We start from the raw sequence: 23,142 nt of genomic DNA on the forward strand, positions 1-23,142 counted from the left end.
CCCACCGACCAGGTGAGCCTGACCCCCACCGCCCAGCAGCTGCGCGACCTGGAACAGAAGGTGGCCGCCCATCCGGTCGTTGACGCCGACCGGGTCGCTACGATCAAAGAGGCGCTGACCAACGGCAGCTATACGATCGACCCGGAACGCATCGCCGGCAAGATGATGAGCCTGGAAAAGGCCCTGGGTGACCTGAGCTGAACGATCCATGCCTGACCGCAGCCACTGCCGTGATCAACTACTCCTCCTGCTGACGGAGGAGCTGCAGTACGCCATCCGCCTGGAGGCGTTACTGACGGCGGAGGGTGACGCCCTGACGGGCCGTGATATCGAACGGGTGGAAGGTCTGGTGCGGGAAAAACAGACGCTGCTGCAGGCATTCGAGACCCTCGAAGTGCGCCGCCACGAACAGGTGGCGGCGGCCGGATTCTCCGCAGATCGTGCCGGCCTCGAGGACTGCATCGCCTGGTGCGACAGCCAGGGACGCCTGGCCCGGCTCTGGTCGGAACTCATGGTCCACATCCGGCAGTGCCAACATCTGAACCGCCGCAACGGCGCCGTTGTCGATGTCAGCCGCCGCCACGTGCAGCAGACCCTGACCCTGCTACGCGGCCAGGCTCCCGCCACCGCACTGTACAGTCCCGCCGGCAGCACCACGGATTCCGGCATCCCCGGCCGGACCCTTGCCAAGGCCTGATCCGCCGGCGCGTCGATTCTGACCTGATTCCCGCCCGATTCTCATCAGTAGCCGGTGTGCGTATCATCCGCACAGGACGACAACGGGGCGGATGATGGCGGGGCAATGGCAGAGACACCCGGAAGCACCTCTGAGTACCAAGGCCAGACCGAGAAGATCACGCAGCCGACACAGATTGTCGGGCTTCTGCGACGCATCCTGGACAACCGCGTGCTGCTGAGCGTGCAGGTGCCCGGCCACCCCGGTGTCTTCAACAGCCTCTTGCTACAGCTGAACATCGAGCAGAAATTCATCACCCTGGACGAACTGAACCCGACCGCCGGACACCAGCTCGCACAACAGGCCGGCCGCCTGCAGATACACTGCCAGTCCCAGGGTGTGGAGATCAGCTTCGGCTGCGACATCGAGACCGGCAGTGATCGTGCGGGTATCGGCTACTACCGCGCCCCGCTGCCCACCCTGCTCCATTACCTGCAGCGGCGGATGAACTACCGCGTACGGATGATCCTGGATAAGGAGATCCCGGTACACCTGCAGCTGGACGCCGATACCGCGGTCGAGGGGCAACTCTTCGATCTGTCGCTGGGCGGTATAGGACTCAATCTCGCCAGCGACATCCGGCTGGAGCGGGGGCAGACGCTGGACCCGTGCACGATCCGGCTACCCAGCGGCGACACCCTGCAGATGCGAATGGAGATCCGCTTCGTCCAGACAGACGATCGCCGGCCGATCCAACGGGTCGGTGCCCGCTTCGTTGAGTTGGGGCCGCAACAGGAAAACGCGCTACGCCGCCTCGTCGCCCATCTGGAGCGCGAGATGCTGCGCCGCAAGGCACGCCTCTGACTGCACGTAAGACGCTGGCACGATGCCAGACGGTGGTGCTAGAATGCGCCGCACCCGGGCCGGACCCAACCGGCTGAATCACATGGGGCGGTAGCTCAGCTGGGAGAGCGTCGCGTTCGCAATGCGAAGGTCGGGAGTTCGATCCTCCTCCGCTCCACCATCCGCTAGATTTCATTGTACTTCGTTCGACCAACTAAGACACCCAAGCCCGTGAAAATACGGGCTTTTTTTTGCCTGCGGAGTTAAGCGAAGCACAACGAAGCGCATTGACATCTAGCGTGCCTGGGGGCATGGTTGGGGGCATTCACAGCCTCTGGCACCCCGATGCCCCCAGATCCTCATGCCCCTGACCGACACCGCAATCCGCAACGCTAAGCCCGGCCCGAAGCCCGTCCGACTGTTCGACGGCGGGGGGCTGTATCTAGAAATCTCGCCGGCCGGCGGCAAGCTCTGGCGCCTCAAGTACCGAATCGACGGCAAGGAAAAGCGGCTCGCGCTGGGCGTCTATCCCGATGTGAGCCTCGCCGAGGCCCGCGACCGGCGCAGCGATGCGCGCAAGCTGCTGGCCGCCGGCATCGATCCGAGCGTGCAGAGAAAGGCTGAGAAGGCCGCAAGGACCGCGGAGGTGACAGACAGCTTTGAAGCGGTGGCGCGGGAATGGTTCGCCCGGCACCTGGGCAGCAAGGCGCCGGGGCACCGGGATAAAGTCGTTCGGCGTCTTGAGCGCGATGTTTTCCCGTATCTCGGCGCGCGGCCGGTGGGCGACATCAAGGCTCCGGAAATCCTGGCTGTGGTACGACGAATCGAGGGCCGGGCGCTTGAGACCGCGCATCGAGCAGTCCAAAACATCGGTCAGGTGATCCGCTATGCGGTGGCTACCGGTCGCGCTGAGATCGACCCAACCCCAAGCCTGCGCGGCGCCTTGGCGCCGTGGAAGCCCGAGCATATGGCCGCGCCGACTGACCCGGCGCAGGTCGGCGAGATCCTGCGCATGCAGGATGCTTTCAAAGGCGGGCCGGTGGTCGGTGCAGCCTTGCGGCTGCTGCCCCTACTCTTCGTCCGCCCCGGCGAACTCCGCACCATGCGCTGGGAGCAGATCGATATTGAAGCGAAGGAATGGCGGTACACGACCAGCAAGACCAAGACCGAGCACCTGGTGCCGCTCTCGCGCCAGGCGGTCGCGATTCTCGCCGAGCTGCGTCCGCTCACCGACCACCGGCCCGGCGGCTGGGTGTTCCCCGGCGGACGGTCCCCGAAGTCGCCCATGTCGAACATGGCGATCAATGCGGCGTACCGCCGCCTAGGGATCGACACCCGGACCGAGCTGACCGGCCACGGCTGGCGTGCCACAGCCCGTACGCTGCTGCATGAGCGCCTGGGATTCGATCCGGTGGTCATCGAACACCAACTTGCGCACCGCGTGCCTGACGCGCTTGGGCGAGCCTACAACCGCACCAGATTTTTAGATGAACGCCGGAGCATGATGCAGGCGTGGGCGGACTATCTCGACTTAACTAGGGCGCAAAAACCATAGCAGTCGGCAGCAGCGAAACCGTCCGGCCGGGGCGCCGCGCTTGGGCCCTTTTGTGTTGATCACTCATTATTCCTGTAAACAAGCTGTCCGTCACGCTCTAAACAAATAGTGTTCCTAGAAAATAAAAAACAGAAAGCAGCTTCTGAGGCAGTGACACCTTGGAATATTACTGTCCGATAGAATCCTTTCGCGATCCTAAGAAGAAAGACAGAGCCTATAGCTAATAAAACGAACCACCATGAGTAGAGGACCGCTAGAGTAACCGCGACAACAGGCAGCAAAAGCGCAAGTATGTTAAAGAATTTGAAGCCTGCCATATCACTCGGCGCAGCAAATAACTGAAAACTTATAGGTGAAGTGGTCATCTCGCGCACTCGCACATCCCCTGAATAGAGTTTCTCTTTTAACTCCTCCCAATCTTTCTCAGGGATTTCCGGAATATGCTGGAGAGAAATTTTCGTAATTCTTTCTTTGTCTCGTGACTGGATCTCAGCGATTTCGGCATGAATATCATTCAGATTATCTTTCATCATTATTTAATCCGGTGTGTATCTAATACTGAAATCTAACAGGTTTATAGTGGCCCTTTCTACTAATACACAAGATTTCCTGTGTCAAGCGTCCCCGCCCCCAGGGGGGCGGGGCCAAGCGGCAGCACGCGCGCGGTTCAGCGCGTGCCAGGGGGCGGGGGGAATAAAAACATCCGTCCGCGTGCGCGCAGCGCACCGGACCCTCGCCCAGCGCGTAAGCGCTGGGGATCTCAAGCGTCGGTCACATCTCGATCTCGTAGCCACGGCTACGACTGCGCTGCTGCGCCTGCGCACGCTCAGACTCAGCAGCAGCCCGCTCCCGCTCGCGCTCAGCGTCGATATAGTCGAGCGTCGACGCTGCTTCTTTGCTGACTGACATCGCTTTGACGACAGCAGACATCTGCTCAAGCCGGTCTGCGCCAGGATCAAGATCCACACCCTCGCGCGCGGCCGCTGCGACGATACTGTGCCGCGTCGTGACCCACTCCGTCGTCTCTCTCGCGCGACTACCTTGCACATAGCTCAGCTCGCGTGATGTGTCTGAGCTCGCGTAGACGACAGCGCGCTCGACAGTCATGCCCTGCGATCTGTGCGTCGTGATCGCGTAGCCATGGCGCACATCTTGCGCCCCGGGGTCGATAACGCGCTCGCCGCCCCGGTCTAGCTTGACAGTAATACTGTCATCGCTGACAGCGAGCACAGTGCTCAGGTCGCCGCGCCTTAAATCCGCGTCATAATCATTGTTGTCTGCAAACAACACCCGGTCGCCGGTAGCGAAAGCGCACTGATCGACACGCTCGATCCGCTCGCCAGTGCGCCGGTCCTGCGTCGCGCGCACCGCGTCGTACGTGACGCCGCCGGTCAGCTCGCCGGCTTTGAGCCGCTGCGCGCGGATCTCTGCATTGATCGCGTCGACCCTGGCATTCGTACTCGCAAGAGCAATAGTCTGATCGTGCCCGACGTCCGCCGCATGACTCATGTACCTGCGCGCGACCTCGCGCACAGCAGCTTTATGCGTCGATTTGACCGACACCTGCCCGCGCTCTATATAGTGCGCCATCGCTGCCGCCGCCTCGCCGCGACTCAGTTGCCGGACGGCTTCGCGGTCCGCGCCGTCGCGCTGGCGGAAAATCTCTGTCAGCCGTGCGTGACCGACGCCGCGCTCAGCGTCTGCAAGATGCCGGAGCACCGCGCCGGCGGCGACGGGCTGGAGTTGTTTCGGGTCGCCAGCGAGGATCAGCTTTGCGCCTGCGTCGCCCGCTTGAGCGACAAGCGAGTGCAGATGCCGGGAACCAATCATGCCGGCCTCGTCGACAACCAGGACGCTTTTTTCCGTGAGCACGATTTTCTCGGATGCGATTCGCGCGAGTAGCGAGTCGACTGTATAGCTGTCGATCCCCGTGCTTTCCGCGAGTCCTGCCGCGGCTTTGCCGCTCGGTGCTGCGCCAACCACTTCAAAGCCTGCACTCTCGTACGCTGACTTGAGCACTTGCATGCTCGTGCTCTTGCCCGTGCCCGCGTCGCCGATCATGACGCTGACGCGCCCGCGCCCGACCAGGTGTTTAATCGCAGTGACCTGCTCGTCAGTCGCGCGATAGCCAGCCGCCTGCGCCGCTTGATCGATAGCCGCATCGACCCGCCCGGCGCTGAGCGCGTGCGCGGTGTCGCCCTGGCCCGCGCGAGCGATGTCGACGATAGCGCGCTCGATAGCGATCATTTCTGCCGTCGTGTAGCGCACATTTCCGCGCTCGTCGCGTAATGTGACGGCCTCGCCCAGGGACTCGGCGGCCAGCGCCTCGGCGGCATCTGCGCCACGGCCAGCGTGTTGAGCGGCGACGGCGGCGGCGTACGCAATGTCTCTCTCGCGCACGACAGCGCTGTGCTCCGTGACTTCTTTGAGCACGTCTTGAGCGCTGCGCTGGTCAGCGTACTCGTGCCCGCGCCCGGGTTTTGTGTGCTCTTGCTCAAAGCCGTACGTCGCAGCGCGGTCGAGCCAGGTCTGTCGCAGCTCGGCCGGATCGAGAATTTCTTTGCTCTTGCGAGTCGAGAGCGCAGCGATCTCCGCCGCTTCCGCACCGCTGACGCCGCGGTCAGACATTTCGTCTAAAATCTGCTGCCGGCGTGTTGAAAACTCTTTTTCTAGTTCCGGCGGCACGCTGGAGACTCTAAAGCTGTCGCCGTCGGCTTCGATGCCGAAGCCTAGATCTCTGAGTCCAGCGGCGAGCTCTGCGCGGTACATTGCGCCCGCGACTTTTTGCATTTCGTAAATCGGCTGGGTTTCCAAGGTGCCCCAGGTACCATCCGCCCGCCGCGCGGCGTTGAACAAAAACACGTGCGTATGCATCTGCATGTCTTGCTCACGACTCGTGCCGTGGGAAAACATCGCGGCGGCCAGCTCGCCACGCTCGCGCACCGCGCCGCCACTGCCGCGACGGGTGATGATTGCGTTGTTTTGCAGATACCCGACAGACCTACGTACCGCCCGATCTTGCAGTCGCTGCATCGCGGCGCGCATGTGCTCGTCGCCGAGACCCCACACGATTGATACAGATTTCGGCGCGCTGTACGTCAAATCCCACCCCGCCCGGCGACCTTCGTCGCCTGCGTTTTGACTGAGTGCGGCACCGGCTGGTGACCAGCCGGCGCATAAATTTGCAAAGTCTTTTGCATCGACATCGCCCGCGAGACCTAGCGCCAGCGCGCCGGTCCCGTGCCAGGTTCCGACGCCCTCTTTTGCGTAATAGTCCTCGGGCGACTCGTCTTTTTGCATATGCACGTAGTAAGATACCGCGCCGGCGGCGGTCCTCGATGAGATCGACATCATATATATAGCGCTCCAAAAAAGAGCCCCGGTAGACCGGGGCTGCGCCCCCCGGTCACGGGGCGGTGGCGGTTAGGGTTGAGGTTTTGCGCCGCCGACATTGAGATGCTTGTAGATCAGCGACATGCCTTTTTTGGCCTGAGCTGCGTCGTGCGCGACTGTATCAAGACGCTCTCGCAGATCACGAGTCACTGCGACGAGATCACTGATCTGCGTGCTGATGTCAGCGACCTGCTGCGCGACGTGCGCAGTCACGACGCTAGACATGATCGCATGCCGCATTCGATCAGATCGCGTAGCCCCGGGCATCGCGTCGAGCGCAGCGAGAGTGTCGCTATCAAGCCTCAGCGCAATCGGATCAATGCTCATGCACACCTCGCTTGCTCGCGTCGTCAAAGTCGACTGCCAGGCTGTAGAGATCGCCGACAGCTACATGTGCGTTCCGTGCGTGGATGCACGCCTCGCGCGCCTCGGCACCAACAACTTCGAGCCTGTGCACGATGCCCGAGTTTTGCGCGCGAAGCGCTGTGACTTGAGCGCCGATCTCTTCGACTCGTGCGCTGATACGCCCGAGCAGCACAACGATTTTGTCGTCAAAATCACTCATAGCTATTCACCTCCGCGCGCTCAGTCACGCGCTCATCTTGATCAGTATTTGTCGCCGCCGGCTGAGCGGGGCGGGCGACGATGACGCGAAAAGCGTCTTCGAGGTCGCGCGCGGTCAGCGCCGTATCGAGCAGACCCGCACGACCCGCGGCGCGGACGACGCGCTTGCGCATCCGCTCCCGCTCTTCGTCCGCCGCCGCTGCGGCCTGCGCTTCAAGCGCCGCGATTTCCGCCGCCGCCGCGGCTTTGGCCGCTTCGATACGCGCTGCGATTTTTTCAGATTTCGTTGCCATTTCCGCATTCTCCTGCCGTAGTTTGTGAATACATTGAAAAACAAGCACTTAACCCGGTTCTGTATTCGGCCTTGAATACGCACAGGTCGTTGATAAACCAGCGAATCCGCCGCTGGCTGAATACAGCCCGCGCACCGCTAGGTGCGTGGGGTGTGAGAAAAGACCGCGCAGCGGGCTTTTCGACCCTGGCTCTCGATCTCGGGTCCGCTCCGCGCTTCCCCGCCCGCCGCTTCGCGTCGGTCGTGGCCCCGGCGCGGACTGCAAAGATCAGTGCTCTTACAGATACGGTCACGCGCAACACCTCACGAGTCCGGATCAAAGTCAGCGCCGTCGGCAGCATCGAAAGCGTCGATAGTCGCGTCGTCGTCTGCGTCCCCGTCCGCGACCTCGACCGCATCGACCGCATCGTCCGCATCGTCCGGCGGCGGTGCGGCAGCGGTATCGGCGGCAGGCACGGCGGCGGGCGGTGGCAGTGTGGCGGCAGGCGGCGCGGTGGCAGCAGCGACGTGCGCCGGCACGCGGCGCGATAGCTTGATGATCGGCACAGTGACGCGACGCGCAGCGACAGTGTCACCGGCGAGCAGCAAATAGCCGCGCAGGTCCGGCAGGCCTTGGATCTCAGCGGGCAGCACAGCGCGACGAATCTCGCTGACAGTCGTCGTGCTCGTGCTCGTGCCGTGCCCGTGCCGCGCGCTCTGCGCAGATCGTGATCTCGATACCTGCGCGCGCTCGCGCTCGATCTCGCCGATCTGGCGGCTCAGTCGATCCGATGTTTCGGGGTCAGGCGTGCGCAGGATCAGCGTGTGACCCGTGCAGCCGAGGACGCTTTCCGCGCCGTCGCGGCCGTAGACCTCTCTGAGCTGCGCAGCAGTTTGATAGCCCAGGACCAGTCTGAGCCCGTATTTCCGTCCGCGTGCTGCTGCGCCGGCGAGCGCCGTAAGCTGACCGTGCGCTGGCAACTCATCTAAAACAATCCACGTCCGCCGGGCGCGGTCGGGGTCGCTGTCGAGCACTGCGCGCACGACAATATCGAGCCAAGCGCGACGCAGTGAGCGCGACGACTCGGCGGCAGAATCGCGGTACGGTAGCCACAACCAGCCCTCGCCGCCATCGATCCAGTCGCGCAGCGAGAAAGCATCTTGACTCGCGCGGGCGTCGAGCAGCGTCAGCGCGCTGAGATGTGTACCGATGATGCCGAGCACGCTCGCCAGCATCTTGTCCGCGCCGCCGCCGACGAGGCGGGCCGCCGGCGTGCTAGCGAGCAGTGCGCCTAGGTCGTCTTTATCCGCGTGCAGCGCGGCTTGGACCAGCGCACCGGTCGTCGCATCGCCGCGCTCACTCAGCGACTTGAGCAACGCACTCACAAGCGTGCGCGCGTAGCCGTGCCATTCCGCGCCGCCGCCGTGCCCTGGCGGGATAAGTGATGCAGCGAGCGTGTCGCACTCGCTTGCGTCGCGCAGGTCCGCGAACGGCGACCACGACACAGACCGTGCGTCACCCGGCGCAAGAATTACGTCTGTATCACGATGCAGGCGGGCGAGTATGTCGCCCGCCGGGTCTGCGATGATGACGCGATCCCCGCGCCTGCGCGCTTGCGTCAGTAGCCCTAAAATCGCTTGCGTTTTGCCCGTGCCCGGTGCGCCGCAGAATTGAAACCCACGGCTCTCTAGCGACTCCGGCAATCGCACCCCGGCAAGCATCACGCCGTCAGCTTTGCCGACCTCACCACCATCGCCCGCGCCGATCACGGCACCGCGCTCAGTTTTTTTTGCCGGAGGCGGCACGATGATCATCAAAATCTTGCCGCAGCCCGCACCGATCACGGCACCGCCGGCGGTCGCGAGCGCGAGCAGATCCGCGCTCTGTGTGATTATCGACCAGACCGCGCGCACCAGCAGCCGATCGATACCGCGCGGCGGCCAGGTCGCGAGCACGCCAGCAGCCCACGTCCAGCCGACCCAGGCCCCGCCGGCGGCGGCGAAGGCGACGACGAGAGTCACGGGCAGGTATCGCGTGCGCTCATGCTGTAGATAGATCATGCCGCCGGCGACGGCGACGCCGACGATCGGGGCAAAAAGTGTCGTAGTGATTTGCATGTGTGCGCTCCAAAAAAAAAGGTCTTATATAGATACGGTCACGCGCAACACCGCAGCCAATTTGTTGCGCTGCCCGTACCCGCGCGCGCAGGGATGCGCAAGCGAAGGTCAGGAGAGCGCCCCGGCGGGGCGCGGCGACGGAAGCTGAGGCGTGCGTATGCGCGCCGAGATCACCGCACCGCACCGCCACCGCCGCCGGTCACTAGTGGTACCACTCACGCCCTTCCGCAGCGCATCTGTCATCGCATCACGCAGCACTCTGATCACTGCCGCCGCCGCACCCTGTATGCCGCTTTTTACGCCGCTTGTCGGCGCGCCGCGCAGCGGCAAGCGCCCGCGCCGCACTCACAGATCACCGCGCCCGGCGCAAAAAAAACCCCGGAGGACCGGGGCAAAGGGACGACGCACAGCGAAGAAAAAATCAGATCAGTTTGCACGTAAATCGAATCACGCCGACCGGCTCATACGTAAAATCCTGTACTTTGTTGCCGTACCCCGGCGGACATCCGTACCCCGGGTCCCAGCCGCCCGGCCAGTGACCCCAATACTGCCCGTTGTGCAGCGGCCACAATTCAACCGACCCGCAACCGCGCACATACAGATCGCAATTGTCCAGCGGTGTAACTGTCACCTCCGCCGGCCACGGCGCCGGCGGCGCGGCGATGTCATAGCAGATGTAATCGCGATATGTTGAGTCCGACGTCGGCCCGATTGTCTGATGCCACTGCTTGAGCCCCGGCGGGCACGAGACTGCGGGATTGTGACCGTCACACGTCGTCGTCACGATCCAGTGATCGCGCCACTCATACATCGACGTCCCGTCGTTCGGTGCAGGGCTTTTGACATCAAAAGTCGGCACAGCCCGCCCGCAGTACCGACTGCCGACCGGCGTATCACGTCCGGTATAGTCGTATGTCGCCGCCTGCGCGTCGTTGATATACGCATACACTACACCAGCGCCACCGGCGACCAAGCTGGTGCCGAGGATCACAGCAGTGACGACGAGTGTAGTGCGTACATACGACCACACCGCTTTGCGCGCCGCGGTCCAGGTGTTGCGGATCTCGGGCATCGTCTCGTCGATGCTAGCTAGACCGTCGCGCAGCGATTGATACAGATTCTTTTTCATCATAGCCTCCAAAAAATTAGATCGTCAGACCGATACCGACAGCCATTGCCGTGATCATCATCCCGAGACCGAGCAAACAAGCCGTGGCTACGATCAAAGAATGCACGCAAATCGCCAACCATTTCATTCCACACCTCCGTCACCGTCAATTAAATTTCAGAATCAGCCCTCGGCCACCGGCCCGTACTTTGACCGCGGCTTAGTCGCCCGCGCCTGCATTTTCGCCGACGCCCTCGGTGCAGGTGCAGGAGCGGAAGCCGAATATGCATCACTCCAGCCCCCGCCCCAGGCGTCGCGCGAGTCCGCCGCGCCACCGCTGCCGCTGCTCGCGCTTGCTGGCGCCGGCGTAATCGTCGGTGTCTCTAGCGTGTCGCCACCGCCAGCACCGGCACCACCGGCAGCACCACCACCACCACCACCGCCCGGACTCTTACCACCACCGCCCGCGCCAGCGATCTTCTGCGCGCTGAGCGCACCAGCAGCACCACCGACCACGCGCCGCACGCCGACGCTACCGCTCTCGCCTTGCTCGACAGCTCGTGTCGCGGCAGCGTCAGTGCCCAGGTCAGATCCTTGCGTGCCGCCAATCCACATGGGCACATGCTGCGCCAGATGCGTCACGAGACGCATGACGTAGTAGACGAGCGCAGTGATTGCAGCTAGCACGACGCCGATTGTGCTCAGGATCATCACAGGCCCAGTTGTCGTGCCGACGAGACTGTATAGATACACTTCGAGAGCCATCCCCAAAAATGCCATGCTCACGTCGATCAAAAGCCAGGCGAAAATAAACCCAAACGTCAACAGGAGCGGGCGCATCGTCGCGCCGATTGCGACAGCGTAGCCGTGCCGGGTCTCCGGCGCAGCGAAATCACTGCCGCCAGCAAACGCATGCGCGACAGCGAGCAGTGGCGCGGCTACAAGCATTTCGATGACGAGTACCATCCAGCCGACAATAGCCAGGACCATCAAGATTGCAGGCGTCATCGGAATCACGTACTTGAGTATCGCGCCCTCGATAACGAGCACGACGCCCGCGGCGGCCGCAGCAGTGCCGAAAAAGCCAGCAATCGCTGCCGCAGTTGATGCACCGCCCAGCGCGCCCACCGGCCCGCCCGTCACGCCACCCGCTGCCGCACCGCCGATCGTCGCAGCAAGCACGCCCGCTGTGCCGACAGTCCAGGCCGAGCCGCCCCAGGTAATCAATGTGTCGCCAACGCCGGCAAGCGAGACGAGCGCATTACCGCCGCGCAGCGCGCCGGGCAGTGCGTAGAGCGTGCTGTCAGCGATCTTTTTGCCGAGCCAGCCGCCTTCTGGGCCGCCGCTCACAGCACGCGCATTTTCGGTCGTTGCGATGCGTGACAGATAGCCGTCGACCACAGCTTGATAGTCTGCGTCTGCACCGTCCGTGAGACGCTTAATAGTGCGCGGATCGGGGGCGGTAAAGTCCGGCAACAGCGGCGCAAGCAGTGTCTGCCCGCGCTCGTTGATACTAGTGAGGGTCCACCAGTACATCGCCGAGCTCGCCCATCCGAGGTCTTTCGACATACGCGCAAAATCATCTGTCTCACTGCGTAGCTGCTCAAGCTGCTCTGCATGCGCAAGCTCGCTAGCACGACTCAGCTCTTCTGCGTACGCGCTCGCGTACGCGGTAAATAGCTGCGGTGATAGCTCAATCGGCTGCTCGTCGTATGCGCTCATGATGTCTTGCGCGATCGCGCGCGCGGCGTGGATCATATTGGTGACAGCATCGACTGACGCTTGACAGATAGCTGTCGAGTGCGCCGGCGTCGGCGCCGCTGGATGATCTTGCAGCGTCAGCGTGCGCACAGCAGACATCACTGTCGTATCGATCGCTGATAGCGTCCGCCCGATCGTCGACTCGCCACACGAGATACTGATCGCGCCAAGCGTTGTGTCGATGCCGACGCCGCGGCGGCGCTGCGCGCCGTACGTCCACGTGCCGCCAAAGTCATTGCCAGTCCAGTCCCACCGTGGCTGTAGCGGGTAGTCCGCTTTGTCATGGATGACGAGATAAGTCACCTCATGCCGCAGCGCGCGCGACTTGATCGAGTGCGTCGGCATCGTACGGCGCTTTTTGTGCGATGACGCCCGACTGCGCCGGGATTGCGTCGACAAACCGACCCCAGACTGTGTCCGCAATCCCAATCCCGTAGTAAGTAGCAATCAGCAGCATCACTTGTAAGATGCTGTAGCCTTTCGCAATCGGCGCGAGCAAGAAAAGACTCACCGGCGCGCGCATCGGCGCCCATACGCTGTGCATGCGGCGACCGAGCGGCGTGCCTTCGCGTGCGGTTTCCATCGCGCCGATGGTTACCTGCCACACCATCATCGCAGACACAAGCGCAATGAGCGCAGTGTTCACAACGACGAAAAGCTCGGGCAGGATCGCGCCGGAGCCCGCATCGATAGCGCCGACACTGAAATCATGCCAGCGATCGCCGAGTAGCGTGTCGAGCATCGTGACGCTCAGGTCCTGCGGCGCAGGGGTGAGCAGTGCTTGCTGCTCTGCGGTCATAGTCATGTGTGTGCTCCAAAAAAGGTCTTATATATAGAACGGTCACGCGCAACACTCAGCCGCCGATCACTGCATCGTCGCCATCGCCGCCCGCGCGCGGGCTGAAAAAGCACGGGACGGGACGCAGAGAAGCACGCGGACATCTGCCCCGGCACATTGCGCGCGCGATGACACGAGGCGCGGAGTAACGTAGACGCCGCGCCATCCATCAGGCCCGGAGATCAATAAATCTCTGCCGTCGTCTAACGTAATCGCTACACCGTCGGCGTGCTCGCGCACGCTTGTCACTGCGTGGGCGTGATTGTCGTCGCGGAACAAGACGTGAGTCGGTAGACGTCCTGCGCTGGACAAAAAACGAAAAAAAGTCATCGCGTGCATCATGACAACCCGCTAGCTAAAAACGCTTTGAAGCTCACGCCGCGCCCGCGCTCGATCATCGCCGCCTGCCACAATCGCAGCACAGCGACAAAAAGATACGATGCGGCAGCGAGCGCGAGGACCGTGGTCACTGTGATCGACAGCACTGTGCTGTAAAGCCACGCGCATGTGCCCATGACGCCCGCGAGTGCGACGAAGCCCACCGCCGCGGTGCGGTAGCTGCGCGCCAGGTGGCGGCGGTCGTCGGCGGGGATTTGATCGAGTTTTGTGCGCTGTTTGCGACCAGTCGCAGCGCGGAAAGCGCGCCAGGCGGCGGCGATGCGACCGATGCTCGGGGCGCCGGCGAGCGCAGGGATGGTCTTGTGCAGCGGTGCGGGCTTGAGAAGTTCTTTGATCTTGCTCATGTGCGTGATCCTCGTTGAGTTGACGTGTCCATATATATGACTGTCACGCGCAACACCCTCGTGCAGTAGCGAAGGAATGCGTATACGTACGTATTTCGTTCAACACGGAACGAATGCCGAGAACTATTACCCCTAAGTCCTATTAGGGGACGAATGACCTACAAGGTCGGCGGCGGGAATCGGTCGAACGGCAAGCGGACGGAAAAGGCATTAAATCAGGCGCTTAGGCGCTGATGAGCGGAGTGACGCACTCACCGGCGGCGATGTGTCACTTGAAGTGACACTTAAGGTGTCACTTGAGGTGTCACTTATAGTGACACTTGAGATGTCACTACAGCAGCCCGCGTGCAGGGTTCGCGGAGCGGTTCCGGCGCGCGGGCTGCTTAGATGCTTTTGCGTGCGAGCGATCAATCGACGGAGACAGACAAATGCAGGGAGGCGCACAACGTTCGCTATGATGTACACGATAGCAAACGTATGATTTATAACGAGATTGTGCGATACTGCGCGTGAGTTTGAGCGGAAAGGAGATGCGAGATGGAGTATGTGATCGAGATTGAAGAAGGGTGCCCGGTGGGCCCGGCGGGCGCGCGGGTTGTGTGCAGCGATGAGCTCGACCCGGCGCCGAGGCGCTGGGTGCTGGTCGAGGGTCCCGGCGGTGCGCCGGCGCTGACGCGCTGGCCGACGCGCTGGCCTTGGCTTGCGACGCTGGTGCTGTCCACGTAGTCCACGGCCCACAGCCCGGCACGACCCCGCCCCTCACCAGGGCAAGGGGTCAAGGCCGGGGCCGCGCAGCGGCGGCGGTGGGCACACGGGGTCAGCGCGGCAGTGGGCTGGGCAGGACGGCCTGCGGCCTTTCAGAGCCCCCGGGGCGGGGGCTCCAACCCCGGCGTGGGGGTCGTGACGTGGGGACGGCTAAGGTGCCACGCTCACACGTTGAGCATCTTAAGCACCTTAAGCACCTTAAGCGCCTTTGAACCCACCCCTTACCATACAATTTTTATATATATATTAAGTATTTATCTGCCGCCTTAAGCACCTTAGCTGCTAAGATGCTTAAGGTGCTTAAGATGCTCACTGTTTTTGAGTAGAGCACCTTGCCCAACCAAACCCCACACCCCAAAACCCAAACTCGACCCCCACGCCGGGGTTCCCGGGCGCGCCCTCGCGCCCGGTGGGTGGGAGTTAAACCCGCTGACCGGCGGCTACAGACAGAAAAAACAGACGGGCCGCGGCGCTGGTGCGACATCGCTCGATCGTCTCAGCAATGATCTCCTCATCATCTTCTTCGATCCGCGCCAGCCAATCCCGTATCGCTGCCTCGTCCTCGACACTTAAGTCGGTACCCGGCTGCTCAGTGAGCTCGCGCCGCAGCACATCTAGCACGCCCGGCTTCTGAGCCGCCAGCGCTGGGCGCCAGGTCGCCACGGCCGCGGCTGGGCCCGTGGCCCGGATCGTGCCGCCGCCGGCGGCTAGTCGCACGTCCAGTCCTGCTGTGCGTGCTCTAGCAATGATCTCTGTCGGTGTCATATCTCTACCTCCTCAAGCGCCGCCGCCCCGGCGGTTTGAGCTGCGGGCAGGCGCCAGACCCAGCGTCCCTTGCCCCCGTACCCCTCTTTGATCGCCTGCACACCAAGCGCCTTCTGCGCTCTGCGTATCGCTGCCCACGACCACCCCGCATCGTCAGCCTCAGCCTTGATTTTTTTCACAGGCATCGGTTGATCAGCGAGCAGATCAGCTAAGAACCGCTCCGCATCCCGCGCGCCGCCGCCAGATTCATCCGGCTCAGCGGCGGCGAGCAGATCCCGCGCAGACCCTTGCAGCACGCCACCCCAGGCAACAGCTGACGACATGATGCCGGGATGCGATGCAAGCTCGACTTGCCGCAGATCGTATTCATATCCGCCACCGTCGGGACCAATGTTTGACTTTACGCGGCAGAAAATCCGGCTTGTCGTCCCGTCCTCGTCGTCCTGCTTTGCAGCAGCAAAGACGACTCGCGCCAGCGCGCCGAACGCAAGCGATCCCGTGATGCGCTCGATTGGATCTTTGCCGCTCGTCGATTTCGTAAAGTGTGTGATGCCAATCAGCGCCGCCCCAGCCGCCGCCGCGAGATCGACGAGTGGTTGTAGCGCCCGGCGCACCTCGCCGTTTTTGTGACTATCACTGCTGACAGCGGAGACAATAGGATCGACGATGAGCAAGCGCACGTCGCCGATTCGCTCGACCGCGGCGACTAGACCGTCCGTGTCTTTCGCGGGGTCGAATGCCCGGGCACCGTCTTCGCACATCGTGTCATGCACGAAATGCACTCGACGAAGATCAGCGCCCATGGCGTGCATCCGCGGCACGAGTGTGTCTTTCAAGTCATCTTCGCCTGACCAGATCACGACACTGCCGGCAGCTCGCGCCGGAGTGCCGTCAGGCCATCGTTCGCCCGCGGTCACAGTAGCAGCTAGAGCAAGCGCGATTGTCGTTTTGCCGGTGCCCGGCGAGCCCGCGAGAATGTGCAGCTTTCCAGCCGCAAGGTACTCATGCCACAGCCAGCGGATCGGTTCCGGCGCGATGTCCGCCGCACAGATCGTGCGCACTTGCGGCGGCGTCTGTTGCTCGTACATCATCATCTTGCTCATGCCGCCGCCCTCCGTGCCCGTACCGCCTTCGCCTCGGCACGTGCAGACTGATCGAGCACGCGCTGTAGTACAGCGATATGCTGCGCACGTATCCAGCGGCTCTCCGGATCAGCTAGCAGCGCACGTGCCTGCTGCGCGATCTCGCCCGCCACCGCCGCCGCGGTTGGCCAAGCCATTGCTTGCAAGCGATCTGCGCTAGTCGTGATCTTATGCGACAGATACAGCATCTCATCGTCACTAAGATCGTCACTCAGTAACAGCGCAGCATGTGTGTGTACCGCATCTGCAATCGCCGCACCGCTACGCCATTGCCCGATGCCGCGCAAGCGGCGGCTGGGGCTGCTGTGCTCACCGGAGCCGGGAAAAAGGTCTCTGACGTGCATACCAAGCGCGTCGAGCACGTCGCCTGTGCCGCAACCGCGGTGACAGTGCAGCAAGACTTTCCCATCACTCGTCTCAGCAACAGAAAGTTTCAGAGCTTTGTCGCACGCTGGACACGTCGCGCGATGTGCTCGCACGACCTGCGGTGCCGGCGACTGCACTGTCCGCACGCCGTCAAGTCGGCTCAAGAGGTCGTCGTACGCGCTCATACGTCACCCCCGGCGCCAGCGCTGAGAGCAAGCGGCATCTGCCGCGCGGTCATACTGACCTGCCCGCTCTGCACAGCCCGCCCGATCTTACACAGCAGCGCCCGCACTGCCGCGGCACTCGCGAGACCCGCGTACGCCGCGGCTTGCTCTGTGTCGAGTCCCTTCAGGATCGCCCAGACCATTTTTTTCTGAGCCGGCGTACAGCCGCGAGTAGCCGCGAAGATCATGTTGCGCTGCCTGCGCTTGCGCATGAGTCGCTCGCGCTCGATGTCGTACTGCGTCGTGCTCTCGACAGCGATCAGCGCGTCGAGCACACTGATCGTCCGCGGCTCAGGCGCGCGGCGCTTGCGGTATGCGGCGCGATCGAGTGCGCGTTTGATGTCGCGAGCAGTGTCAGGGATTTTGACGCGATTGAGATCGACGAAGATGCTCATTTTGCACCTCCGGCGATCTCGCTACGCGCATCGAGCCAGGCCCGGATGTCAGAGAAACGAAAGCCGACACGACGCGGACCGAGTCGCACCGGTGCAGGGAAGTTTCCAGATTTAATGTAGTTGTAGATCGTGCCGCGGCTGACTGTGAGCAGCGCAGCGCAGTCACGGATAGAGATGATCTGATGATCGTGATGAGTAGCAGACATAGCGTTGTCTCCGGCTCACGACCGAGCGCATCATGCGCACTTGTCGCGTGTCTGAGATCGCTGTCCGCCTGCCTGTGAGTCCCGGGCGAAGCCCGGGCAGGCTACGGCTGTTTGCATAAGTTCCGCTGCGCGTTTTTTTCCGAAACCGCGGGGCTCTCGAAACTCGCGGACACGCTGCGGCTGTTGCTACAGTTATCAGCACTTTTCGCTGTAGCTCACACTGCTGTCTGTGCAGTGAATTCAATCGCTGCCACTTGTTGTGCAGAGAAAGAGAAGGATGACTTCTGAGAGCAAAGATAACAAAGAAAGTCAAACCAATCAACACTTGATTGATTTGATTAGCGTTTTTTGGTGAAATGGGTTATAAGATAAGGCAAAACGAAATGCGAGCAGGTGCCTGGAACTGCGCGCGGGGGCATATTTGGGGGCATGAGTAGATCAAGGTATGCTACAAAACGCGATAGATCAGAGCGTTATCGCGATTATTCGGGAGTCCTCCGCCCACCAATTGCACATCCTATCAAATCCAACACCATCCAAAGGCCCGCTCAATAGCGGGCTTTTTCATTGGGTTAGCGTTTGACATGGGGTGACATCGGGCGGGCGCCGTACGAGTACATAAAATACCGGAATGAGTACCAGGCTGAGGAAGGTCCGGCAATGCTGGCAACCCTATCATCAATGAATAAATCGGCACACCCGTTGCGCGAGAACGCCTGCCGGAATGTATTGCGGAAACCCTGCTCCAGCCGGCTGCAAGCGCAAAACACGATTAGCGGTTACACCGGTAACCGTGGTCGGCGCAGACATCGGAAATCCATCTCTGCCCGAACCTGAACCAATTCTGGCGTCGCATGCGGCGTGCCCATCGGTCGCGTTTCAGACCCTATCATCGGCACCGACACGCACCACCAGCTTGCCGAAATTACCGCCTGCGAACATCTTGATGAAGGCCTTGGGTGCGTTTTCCAGGCCGTCCACGATATCTTCGCGATAATGAAGCTTGTTGTCTTCCAGCCACGGTCGCATGACCTCGACAAAGTCGTCATAGCGATCTTGGTAATCGTCGAAGATGATGAAACCTTGCATGCGGATACGGCGTTTGAGCAAGGTACCGGTAAGCAGTGGCAGCCGGTCCGGACCAGGCGGCAGCGCAGTATCATTGTAGTGCGCGATCAGGCCGCATAGTGGGATGCGCGCCTTCGGGTTAAGCAGCGGCAGTACTGCGTCGAAGATCTTGCCGCCGACGCTCTCGAAGTACACGTCAATGCCATCCGGGCAAGCCTTTTTCAGTCGTTCATCCAGATCATCCTGGTGATGATCGAGACAGGCATCGAAGCCGAGTTCGTCGGTTACATAACGGCATTTTCTCTCACCACCGGCGATACCGACTGCGCGACAACCGTGCAGTTTAGCGACCTGTCCGACCACGGAACCAACTGCGCCAGAGGCTGCCGCCACTACTACGGTCTCACCCGCTTTCGGCTGACCGATATCCATCAGCCCCATATAGGCGGTGAAACCGGGCATACCGAGAACACCCAGTGCCCACGATGGCTTTATCTGCGTGGTATCGAGCTTGGTAAGGGTCTTGCCGTCGGCTAACGCGTAGTCCTGCCAACCGCTGTACGCCAGAACCCAGTCACCGACCTGGTAGTCCGGGTGTTTCGTTTGCAACACTCGACACACGGTGCCACCGACCATCAGCTCGTTGAGTTTGATCGGCTCGGCATAGGATGGCGCATCACTCATGCGTCCACGCATATAGGGATCCAGTGATAGATACACGGTACGCAGCAGCACTTGACCATCTTGGGGTTGCGGCACCGGGGCGGTTTCGAGGCGAAAGTTCATCGGGGTCGGGACGCCTCCCGGACGCGAGGCGAGTACAAAGCGGCGATTGTGATCGGCAGTCTGTGACATAGTAGAAACCCTGTTGGCGAGACACTCAGGTAAAGTGTAGAGGATTACTCAGGAGCCGGGATTTATCGCTACCGTCGTGCGATGTCAGCCCCCAAAAGCGGGATGATGAGTTGCACACTATGCAGCCAATACGACTGACCACTGGGTAAGACCTGGGGGTGGCGCCGCCTTCGCAGGAGCGCCATTCCTGGCGCGATGACTCGGGTTCGCCGTGCACATGAATCGCGGCAGGAATGCCGCTCCTACAGGGTGGGCGTCTGATTTGCCACAAGCATTCAGACGGCGCCTGCGCGGGCGAGCGCACTCGCTGACTCATCGTTGCGAATCGTCAATCCGCTCCAGGCGGGCATTCCATGGCAGCGCCCGGACGCGGTTGCTCCGTCTCGATCGACGGCAGGAATCCGGCGAGCAACCCGATGAGCGGGAGGAAGGAACAGACGTGATAAACGAAGCCGATGCTGGTCACGTCGGCGAGCTGGCCAAGCACCGCCGCGCCGATACCGCCCAGGCCGAAGGCGAAACCGAAGAATAAGCCGGCGACGGCGCCGACCCGCGACGGCATCAGCTCCTGCGCGTACACAATGATTGCCGGGAACGCGGAGGCGAGGATGATGCCGATCGGCACGCTCAGCAGCCCGGTCCAGAACAGATTGGCGTACGGCAGCACCAGTGTGAACGGCAGCACCCCGAGGATCGAGGCCCAGATCACCGCCTTGCGGCCAATGCGATCGCCGATCGGGCCACCGGCGATGGTGCCGACGGCGACCGCGGCGAGAAACACGAACAGATGAATCTGCGCGCTCTGCACCGACACGTGAAAGCGGTCGATCAGGTAAAACGTGTAGTAGCTGGTCATGCTGGCCATGTAAAAAAATTTCGAGAAGATCAGCGCGATCAGCACGGCTACCGCCAGCCACACCCGGGCACGCGGCAGGGCGGCATGCACCGCGGCCCGGCGCGTGTGCGCGGCGATGCGCGCCAGCCCGTGTTCCTTGTACCAGTGCCCGACGTTGATCAGCAGGAAAATAGCCAGCAGGGCGGCCAGCGAAAACCAGGCGACGCTCGACTGCCCGAAACGCAGCACGACGAACGCTGCCAGCAGCGGACCGATGGCGGAACCGATGTTGCCACCCACCTGGAACACCGACTGTGCCAGCCCGTGCCGTCCGCCCGAGGCCATGCGCGCGACGCGCGAGGACTCCGGATGAAACACCGAGGACCCGGTGCCAACCAGCGCCGCGGCCAACAGCAGCACCGCGTAGTTGTGGGCGTAGGCCAGCAGCACCAGCCCGGACAGGGTAAAGCCCATGCCGACGGCGAGCGAATACGGCTTCGGTTTGCGGTCGATATAGAGGCCGATCAGCGGCTGCAGCAGCGAGGCGGTGAGCTGGAAGGTGAAGGTCAGCGCACCGATCTGGCCGAAGTCGAGACTGTAATTCTGTTTCAGTATCGGATAGATCGCCGGCAACAGCGACTGCATCATGTCATTCAACAGATGACAGACGCTGATGGTCACGAGAACGGTAAAAGCCGTTTTCCCGTCGGCGTCCGCGCCAGGAGGGGCGGTACTGGTATTCATGCGGATGGCAGCGGCTGTTGGAAGCGCCCAGGATAGCAAAGCGCGGCGGCCCCGCCTATGTTGGGCGTGACATTCTCAGGATCCATGCGAATCAATATGTTCTGACCGGCCGAGGATACCTCCAGATCGAGACCCTCGAGCGGGTACAGCACGTGCGGCTGCATCAGCCGGATCTGCGCCGAGGCGTCCGGTGTCGCCAGCATGTCTCCCTGCGTCAGAATAGGTGGGGGCAGTATGGGTGAAAAGTGACTCCAGACAGGCTCGACGGCTGCGAAAGTCCGTGGTAGGTTATGGCTCGGTACAGTGATCCGGTACACGGATCAGTACATCTGACTCCGCCTGAGACCGTGCCAGACGATAGAGAACAAATACGTACAAGATGACAGTGTGAGGATGTCTGCCCCTCCACCCCACCATCTTCAACATCTCAGAACGTCCACCCGTAGGGTGATCACCAGTACGTAGCCGGTGAGGCGGATCGCACCGTACCCCGTACCGATACCACGATCCACAACGCCACTGACTCACCCGATCACCCGAAGATACTTTTCCGCCATGTCTACCCCTCGACCCCTCGTCCCGGGCACGCTGTGATTCGTCCTTTCCCAGGCCGCGGCAATGTCCTGCGCCTCGCGGTCTGCCAGGCGCTGGTGCTGTCGGCCATCGTCATGGCCATGACCCTGGGCGCCATCCTGGGCGACGCCCTGGCCGTCGACAAACGACTGGCCACCTTGCCGATCGCGGCGATGGTCATCGGTACGGCGGTCGCCTCGCTACCAGCGGCGCTGCTGATGCGTTGGCAGGGGCGGCGTAGCGGCTTCCTGCTCGGCGCGACACTGGGCGTGGGCGGCAGCCTGCTATGTGCCTGGGCGCTGCGGGAGGCGTACTTCAGCGGTTTCGTGGCTGGGCATTTCCTGCTCGGCGCCTACCAGGGCTTCGCCAACTATTATCGTTTCGCCGCCGTCGAGGCCACCGACGCCGACCACGGCAGCCGCGCGATCTCCCTGGTGATCGCCGGCGGGATCGTCGCGGCCTTCCTCGGGCCGCAGCTTGGTCAATGGGGGCGTGATTGGATCACGGAACAGCACTTCGTCGGGGCATATCTGGCGCAAGGCGGCTTGAGCCTGCTGGCATTGCTCCTGCTGGCGCGCCTCAAACTGCCGCAGGTCGCGGCGGTACAGGCCGGTACGCGCCGGCCGTTGGGCGAGATCCTCGCACAGCCGGTGTTGCGCGCAGCGATCTTCGGCGCCGCTATCGGCTACGCCGTGATGATCATGGTGATGACGGCCACCCCGCTTGCCATGCTCGGCAGCGGACTGTCCGGTACGCACGTCACACCGGTCATCCAATGGCATGTGGTGGGGATGTTCGCGCCCTCCTTCTTCACCGGCAGCCTGATCCGGCGCTATGGGGCGCCGCGCATCATGCAGATCGGTTTCGCCCTGTTGCTGACGCACGTACTGCTGGCGCTCGCGGGCGTCGAATTCCTGCACTTCCTGTCGGCACTGGTGCTGCTCGGCGTCGGCTGGAATTTCACCTTCATCGGTGGCACGGCGCTGCTGACCCGGACCTACCACCCGGCGGAGCAACTGCGCGTGCAGGCGGTCAACGAGTTTTCGGTATTCGGGCTGGTCGCCCTGGCGACGCTGTCGGCGGGCTGGCTCTACAACCAGTTCGGCTGGGTCACGCTGAACCTCGCCGTCGTGCCGCTACTGCTCGCCGCGCTGCTGTCGACCGTCGCCATCGGGCGACAGCCGCGGACCATCACGGCCTGAGAATCTCCAGAGGCAGCCGGGCTTCACCTGCCGCGCCACCCGCCGGCCCGACAAAGATCAAACTCGCGTCCGCCCGATTACCCGGTGCGTTCACCCGGCATTCTTGGCTATACTGCGGCGCCTGTCAGTCCC

At 62.4% G+C, this 23,142-nt stretch carries 24 protein-coding genes and 1 tRNA gene; 7 read left to right on the forward strand and 18 right to left on the reverse strand.

The genetic code is table 11. The annotated features are described in order from the left end of the window. From flgM to K8I04_06815, 5 genes are all read left to right on the forward strand, one after another. On the forward strand, nt 1-201 hold a 201-nt coding region (gene flgM, locus K8I04_06795; protein ID MBZ0071417.1), incomplete at its 5' end, for a flagellar biosynthesis anti-sigma factor FlgM. Between the two features lie 7 nt (nt 202-208). Further along, the gene (locus tag K8I04_06800; protein ID MBZ0071418.1) at nt 209-697 is read left to right on the forward strand and encodes a flagellar protein FlgN; all 489 of its coding nucleotides are present in this window, start codon (nt 209-211) and stop codon (nt 695-697) included. A gap of 105 nt (nt 698-802) precedes the next feature. Continuing rightward, nucleotides 803-1,540, forward strand: a complete 738-nt coding sequence (locus K8I04_06805; protein ID MBZ0071419.1) for a flagellar brake protein — start codon at nt 803-805, stop codon at nt 1,538-1,540. A gap of 84 nt (nt 1,541-1,624) precedes the next feature. Continuing rightward, a tRNA-Ala gene (locus tag K8I04_06810) sits at nt 1,625-1,700 on the forward strand. A gap of 180 nt (nt 1,701-1,880) precedes the next feature. Beyond that, nucleotides 1,881-3,074 (forward strand): integrase arm-type DNA-binding domain-containing protein, encoded by a 1,194-nt coding sequence (locus K8I04_06815; protein ID MBZ0071420.1) that lies wholly within the window; start codon nt 1,881-1,883, stop codon nt 3,072-3,074. 59 nt (nt 3,075-3,133) lie between these two features. Here K8I04_06815 and K8I04_06820 read toward each other — a convergent pair whose 3' ends face one another. The 10 genes from K8I04_06820 to K8I04_06865 all read right to left on the reverse strand — a co-directional run bounded on the left by K8I04_06820 (nt 3,134) and on the right by K8I04_06865 (nt 13,870). After that, nucleotides 3,134-3,604: a hypothetical protein gene (locus tag K8I04_06820; GenBank protein MBZ0071421.1), complete on the reverse strand. Its 471-nt coding sequence runs from the start codon at nt 3,602-3,604 to the stop codon at nt 3,134-3,136. Nucleotides 3,605-3,845: 241 nt separating this feature from the next. Next, nucleotides 3,846-6,428, reverse strand: coding sequence for a relaxase domain-containing protein (locus tag K8I04_06825; protein MBZ0071422.1), 2,583 nt, complete (start codon nt 6,426-6,428; stop codon nt 3,846-3,848). Nucleotides 6,429-6,497: 69 nt separating this feature from the next. Further along, a complete protein-coding gene (locus K8I04_06830; protein ID MBZ0071423.1) occupies nt 6,498-6,794 on the reverse strand; it encodes a hypothetical protein in 297 nt (98 codons plus the stop codon). After that, nucleotides 6,784-7,032, reverse strand: a complete 249-nt coding sequence (locus K8I04_06835; GenBank protein MBZ0071424.1) for a hypothetical protein — start codon at nt 7,030-7,032, stop codon at nt 6,784-6,786. Before K8I04_06835 ends, K8I04_06830 begins: the two co-directional genes overlap by 11 nt. Further along, nucleotides 7,025-7,324: a hypothetical protein gene (locus K8I04_06840; protein ID MBZ0071425.1), complete on the reverse strand. Its 300-nt coding sequence runs from the start codon at nt 7,322-7,324 to the stop codon at nt 7,025-7,027. Before K8I04_06840 ends, K8I04_06835 begins: the two co-directional genes overlap by 8 nt. Before the next feature lie 302 nt (nt 7,325-7,626). Next, entirely contained in the window at nt 7,627-9,420 is a 1,794-nt protein-coding gene (locus K8I04_06845) for a type IV secretion system DNA-binding domain-containing protein (GenBank protein MBZ0071426.1), read from the reverse strand. A gap of 421 nt (nt 9,421-9,841) precedes the next feature. Then, nucleotides 9,842-10,549 (reverse strand): hypothetical protein, encoded by a 708-nt coding sequence (locus tag K8I04_06850; protein MBZ0071427.1) that lies wholly within the window; start codon nt 10,547-10,549, stop codon nt 9,842-9,844. Nucleotides 10,550-10,711: 162 nt separating this feature from the next. Then, nucleotides 10,712-12,634 carry a DotA/TraY family protein gene (locus K8I04_06855; GenBank protein ID MBZ0071428.1) on the reverse strand — a complete coding sequence of 641 codons (1,923 nt, stop codon included), beginning with the start codon at nt 12,632-12,634 and terminating at the stop codon, nt 10,712-10,714. Beyond that, complete coding sequence (locus tag K8I04_06860) at nt 12,594-13,094, reverse strand: DotA/TraY family protein (GenBank protein MBZ0071429.1); 501 nt, start codon at nt 13,092-13,094, stop codon at nt 12,594-12,596. Before K8I04_06860 ends, K8I04_06855 begins: the two co-directional genes overlap by 41 nt. A 371-nt stretch (nt 13,095-13,465) precedes the next feature. Next, nucleotides 13,466-13,870 carry a hypothetical protein gene (locus K8I04_06865; protein MBZ0071430.1) on the reverse strand — a complete coding sequence of 135 codons (405 nt, stop codon included), beginning with the start codon at nt 13,868-13,870 and terminating at the stop codon, nt 13,466-13,468. 537 nt (nt 13,871-14,407) lie between these two features. Between K8I04_06865 and K8I04_06870 the strand changes: the two genes are divergently transcribed. Beyond that, on the forward strand, nt 14,408-14,596 hold the full coding sequence (locus tag K8I04_06870; protein ID MBZ0071431.1) for a hypothetical protein: 189 nt from the start codon (nt 14,408-14,410) through the stop codon (nt 14,594-14,596). A 459-nt stretch (nt 14,597-15,055) separates the two neighbouring features. Here K8I04_06870 and K8I04_06875 read toward each other — a convergent pair whose 3' ends face one another. The 8 genes from K8I04_06875 to K8I04_06910 form a co-directional block, all read right to left on the reverse strand. Further along, a complete protein-coding gene (locus K8I04_06875) occupies nt 15,056-15,352 on the reverse strand; it encodes a hypothetical protein (protein MBZ0071432.1) in 297 nt (98 codons plus the stop codon). A gap of 44 nt (nt 15,353-15,396) precedes the next feature. After that, complete coding sequence (locus K8I04_06880; GenBank protein MBZ0071433.1) at nt 15,397-16,503, reverse strand: AAA family ATPase; 1,107 nt, start codon at nt 16,501-16,503, stop codon at nt 15,397-15,399. Then, nucleotides 16,500-16,886, reverse strand: coding sequence for a hypothetical protein (locus K8I04_06885; protein ID MBZ0071434.1), 387 nt, complete (start codon nt 16,884-16,886; stop codon nt 16,500-16,502). Before K8I04_06885 ends, K8I04_06880 begins: the two co-directional genes overlap by 4 nt. Before the next feature lie 203 nt (nt 16,887-17,089). Then, the gene (locus K8I04_06890) at nt 17,090-17,527 is read right to left on the reverse strand and encodes a hypothetical protein (protein MBZ0071435.1); all 438 of its coding nucleotides are present in this window, start codon (nt 17,525-17,527) and stop codon (nt 17,090-17,092) included. Continuing rightward, nucleotides 17,524-17,733 carry an AlpA family phage regulatory protein gene (locus tag K8I04_06895; protein MBZ0071436.1) on the reverse strand — a complete coding sequence of 70 codons (210 nt, stop codon included), beginning with the start codon at nt 17,731-17,733 and terminating at the stop codon, nt 17,524-17,526. Before K8I04_06895 ends, K8I04_06890 begins: the two co-directional genes overlap by 4 nt. Before the next feature lie 879 nt (nt 17,734-18,612). Next, nucleotides 18,613-19,656 carry an NADP-dependent oxidoreductase gene (locus K8I04_06900; protein ID MBZ0071437.1) on the reverse strand — a complete coding sequence of 348 codons (1,044 nt, stop codon included), beginning with the start codon at nt 19,654-19,656 and terminating at the stop codon, nt 18,613-18,615. A 328-nt stretch (nt 19,657-19,984) separates the two neighbouring features. Next, nucleotides 19,985-21,235: an MFS transporter gene (locus K8I04_06905; GenBank protein ID MBZ0071438.1), complete on the reverse strand. Its 1,251-nt coding sequence runs from the start codon at nt 21,233-21,235 to the stop codon at nt 19,985-19,987. Beyond that, nucleotides 21,232-21,438 (reverse strand): DUF3014 domain-containing protein, encoded by a 207-nt coding sequence (locus tag K8I04_06910; protein ID MBZ0071439.1) that lies wholly within the window; start codon nt 21,436-21,438, stop codon nt 21,232-21,234. The genes K8I04_06905 and K8I04_06910 overlap by 4 nt, the downstream gene beginning before the upstream one ends. Before the next feature lie 465 nt (nt 21,439-21,903). Here K8I04_06910 and K8I04_06915 point away from each other — a divergent pair, with 465 nt between their 5' ends. Beyond that, on the forward strand, nt 21,904-23,010 hold the full coding sequence (locus K8I04_06915) for an MFS transporter (GenBank protein ID MBZ0071440.1): 1,107 nt from the start codon (nt 21,904-21,906) through the stop codon (nt 23,008-23,010). The last annotated feature ends 132 nt before the right edge of the window (nt 23,011-23,142 follow it).

The organism is Gammaproteobacteria bacterium (assembly GCA_019911805.1).
Lineage (GTDB): Bacteria > Pseudomonadota > Gammaproteobacteria > Thiohalobacterales > Thiohalobacteraceae > JAHJQQ01.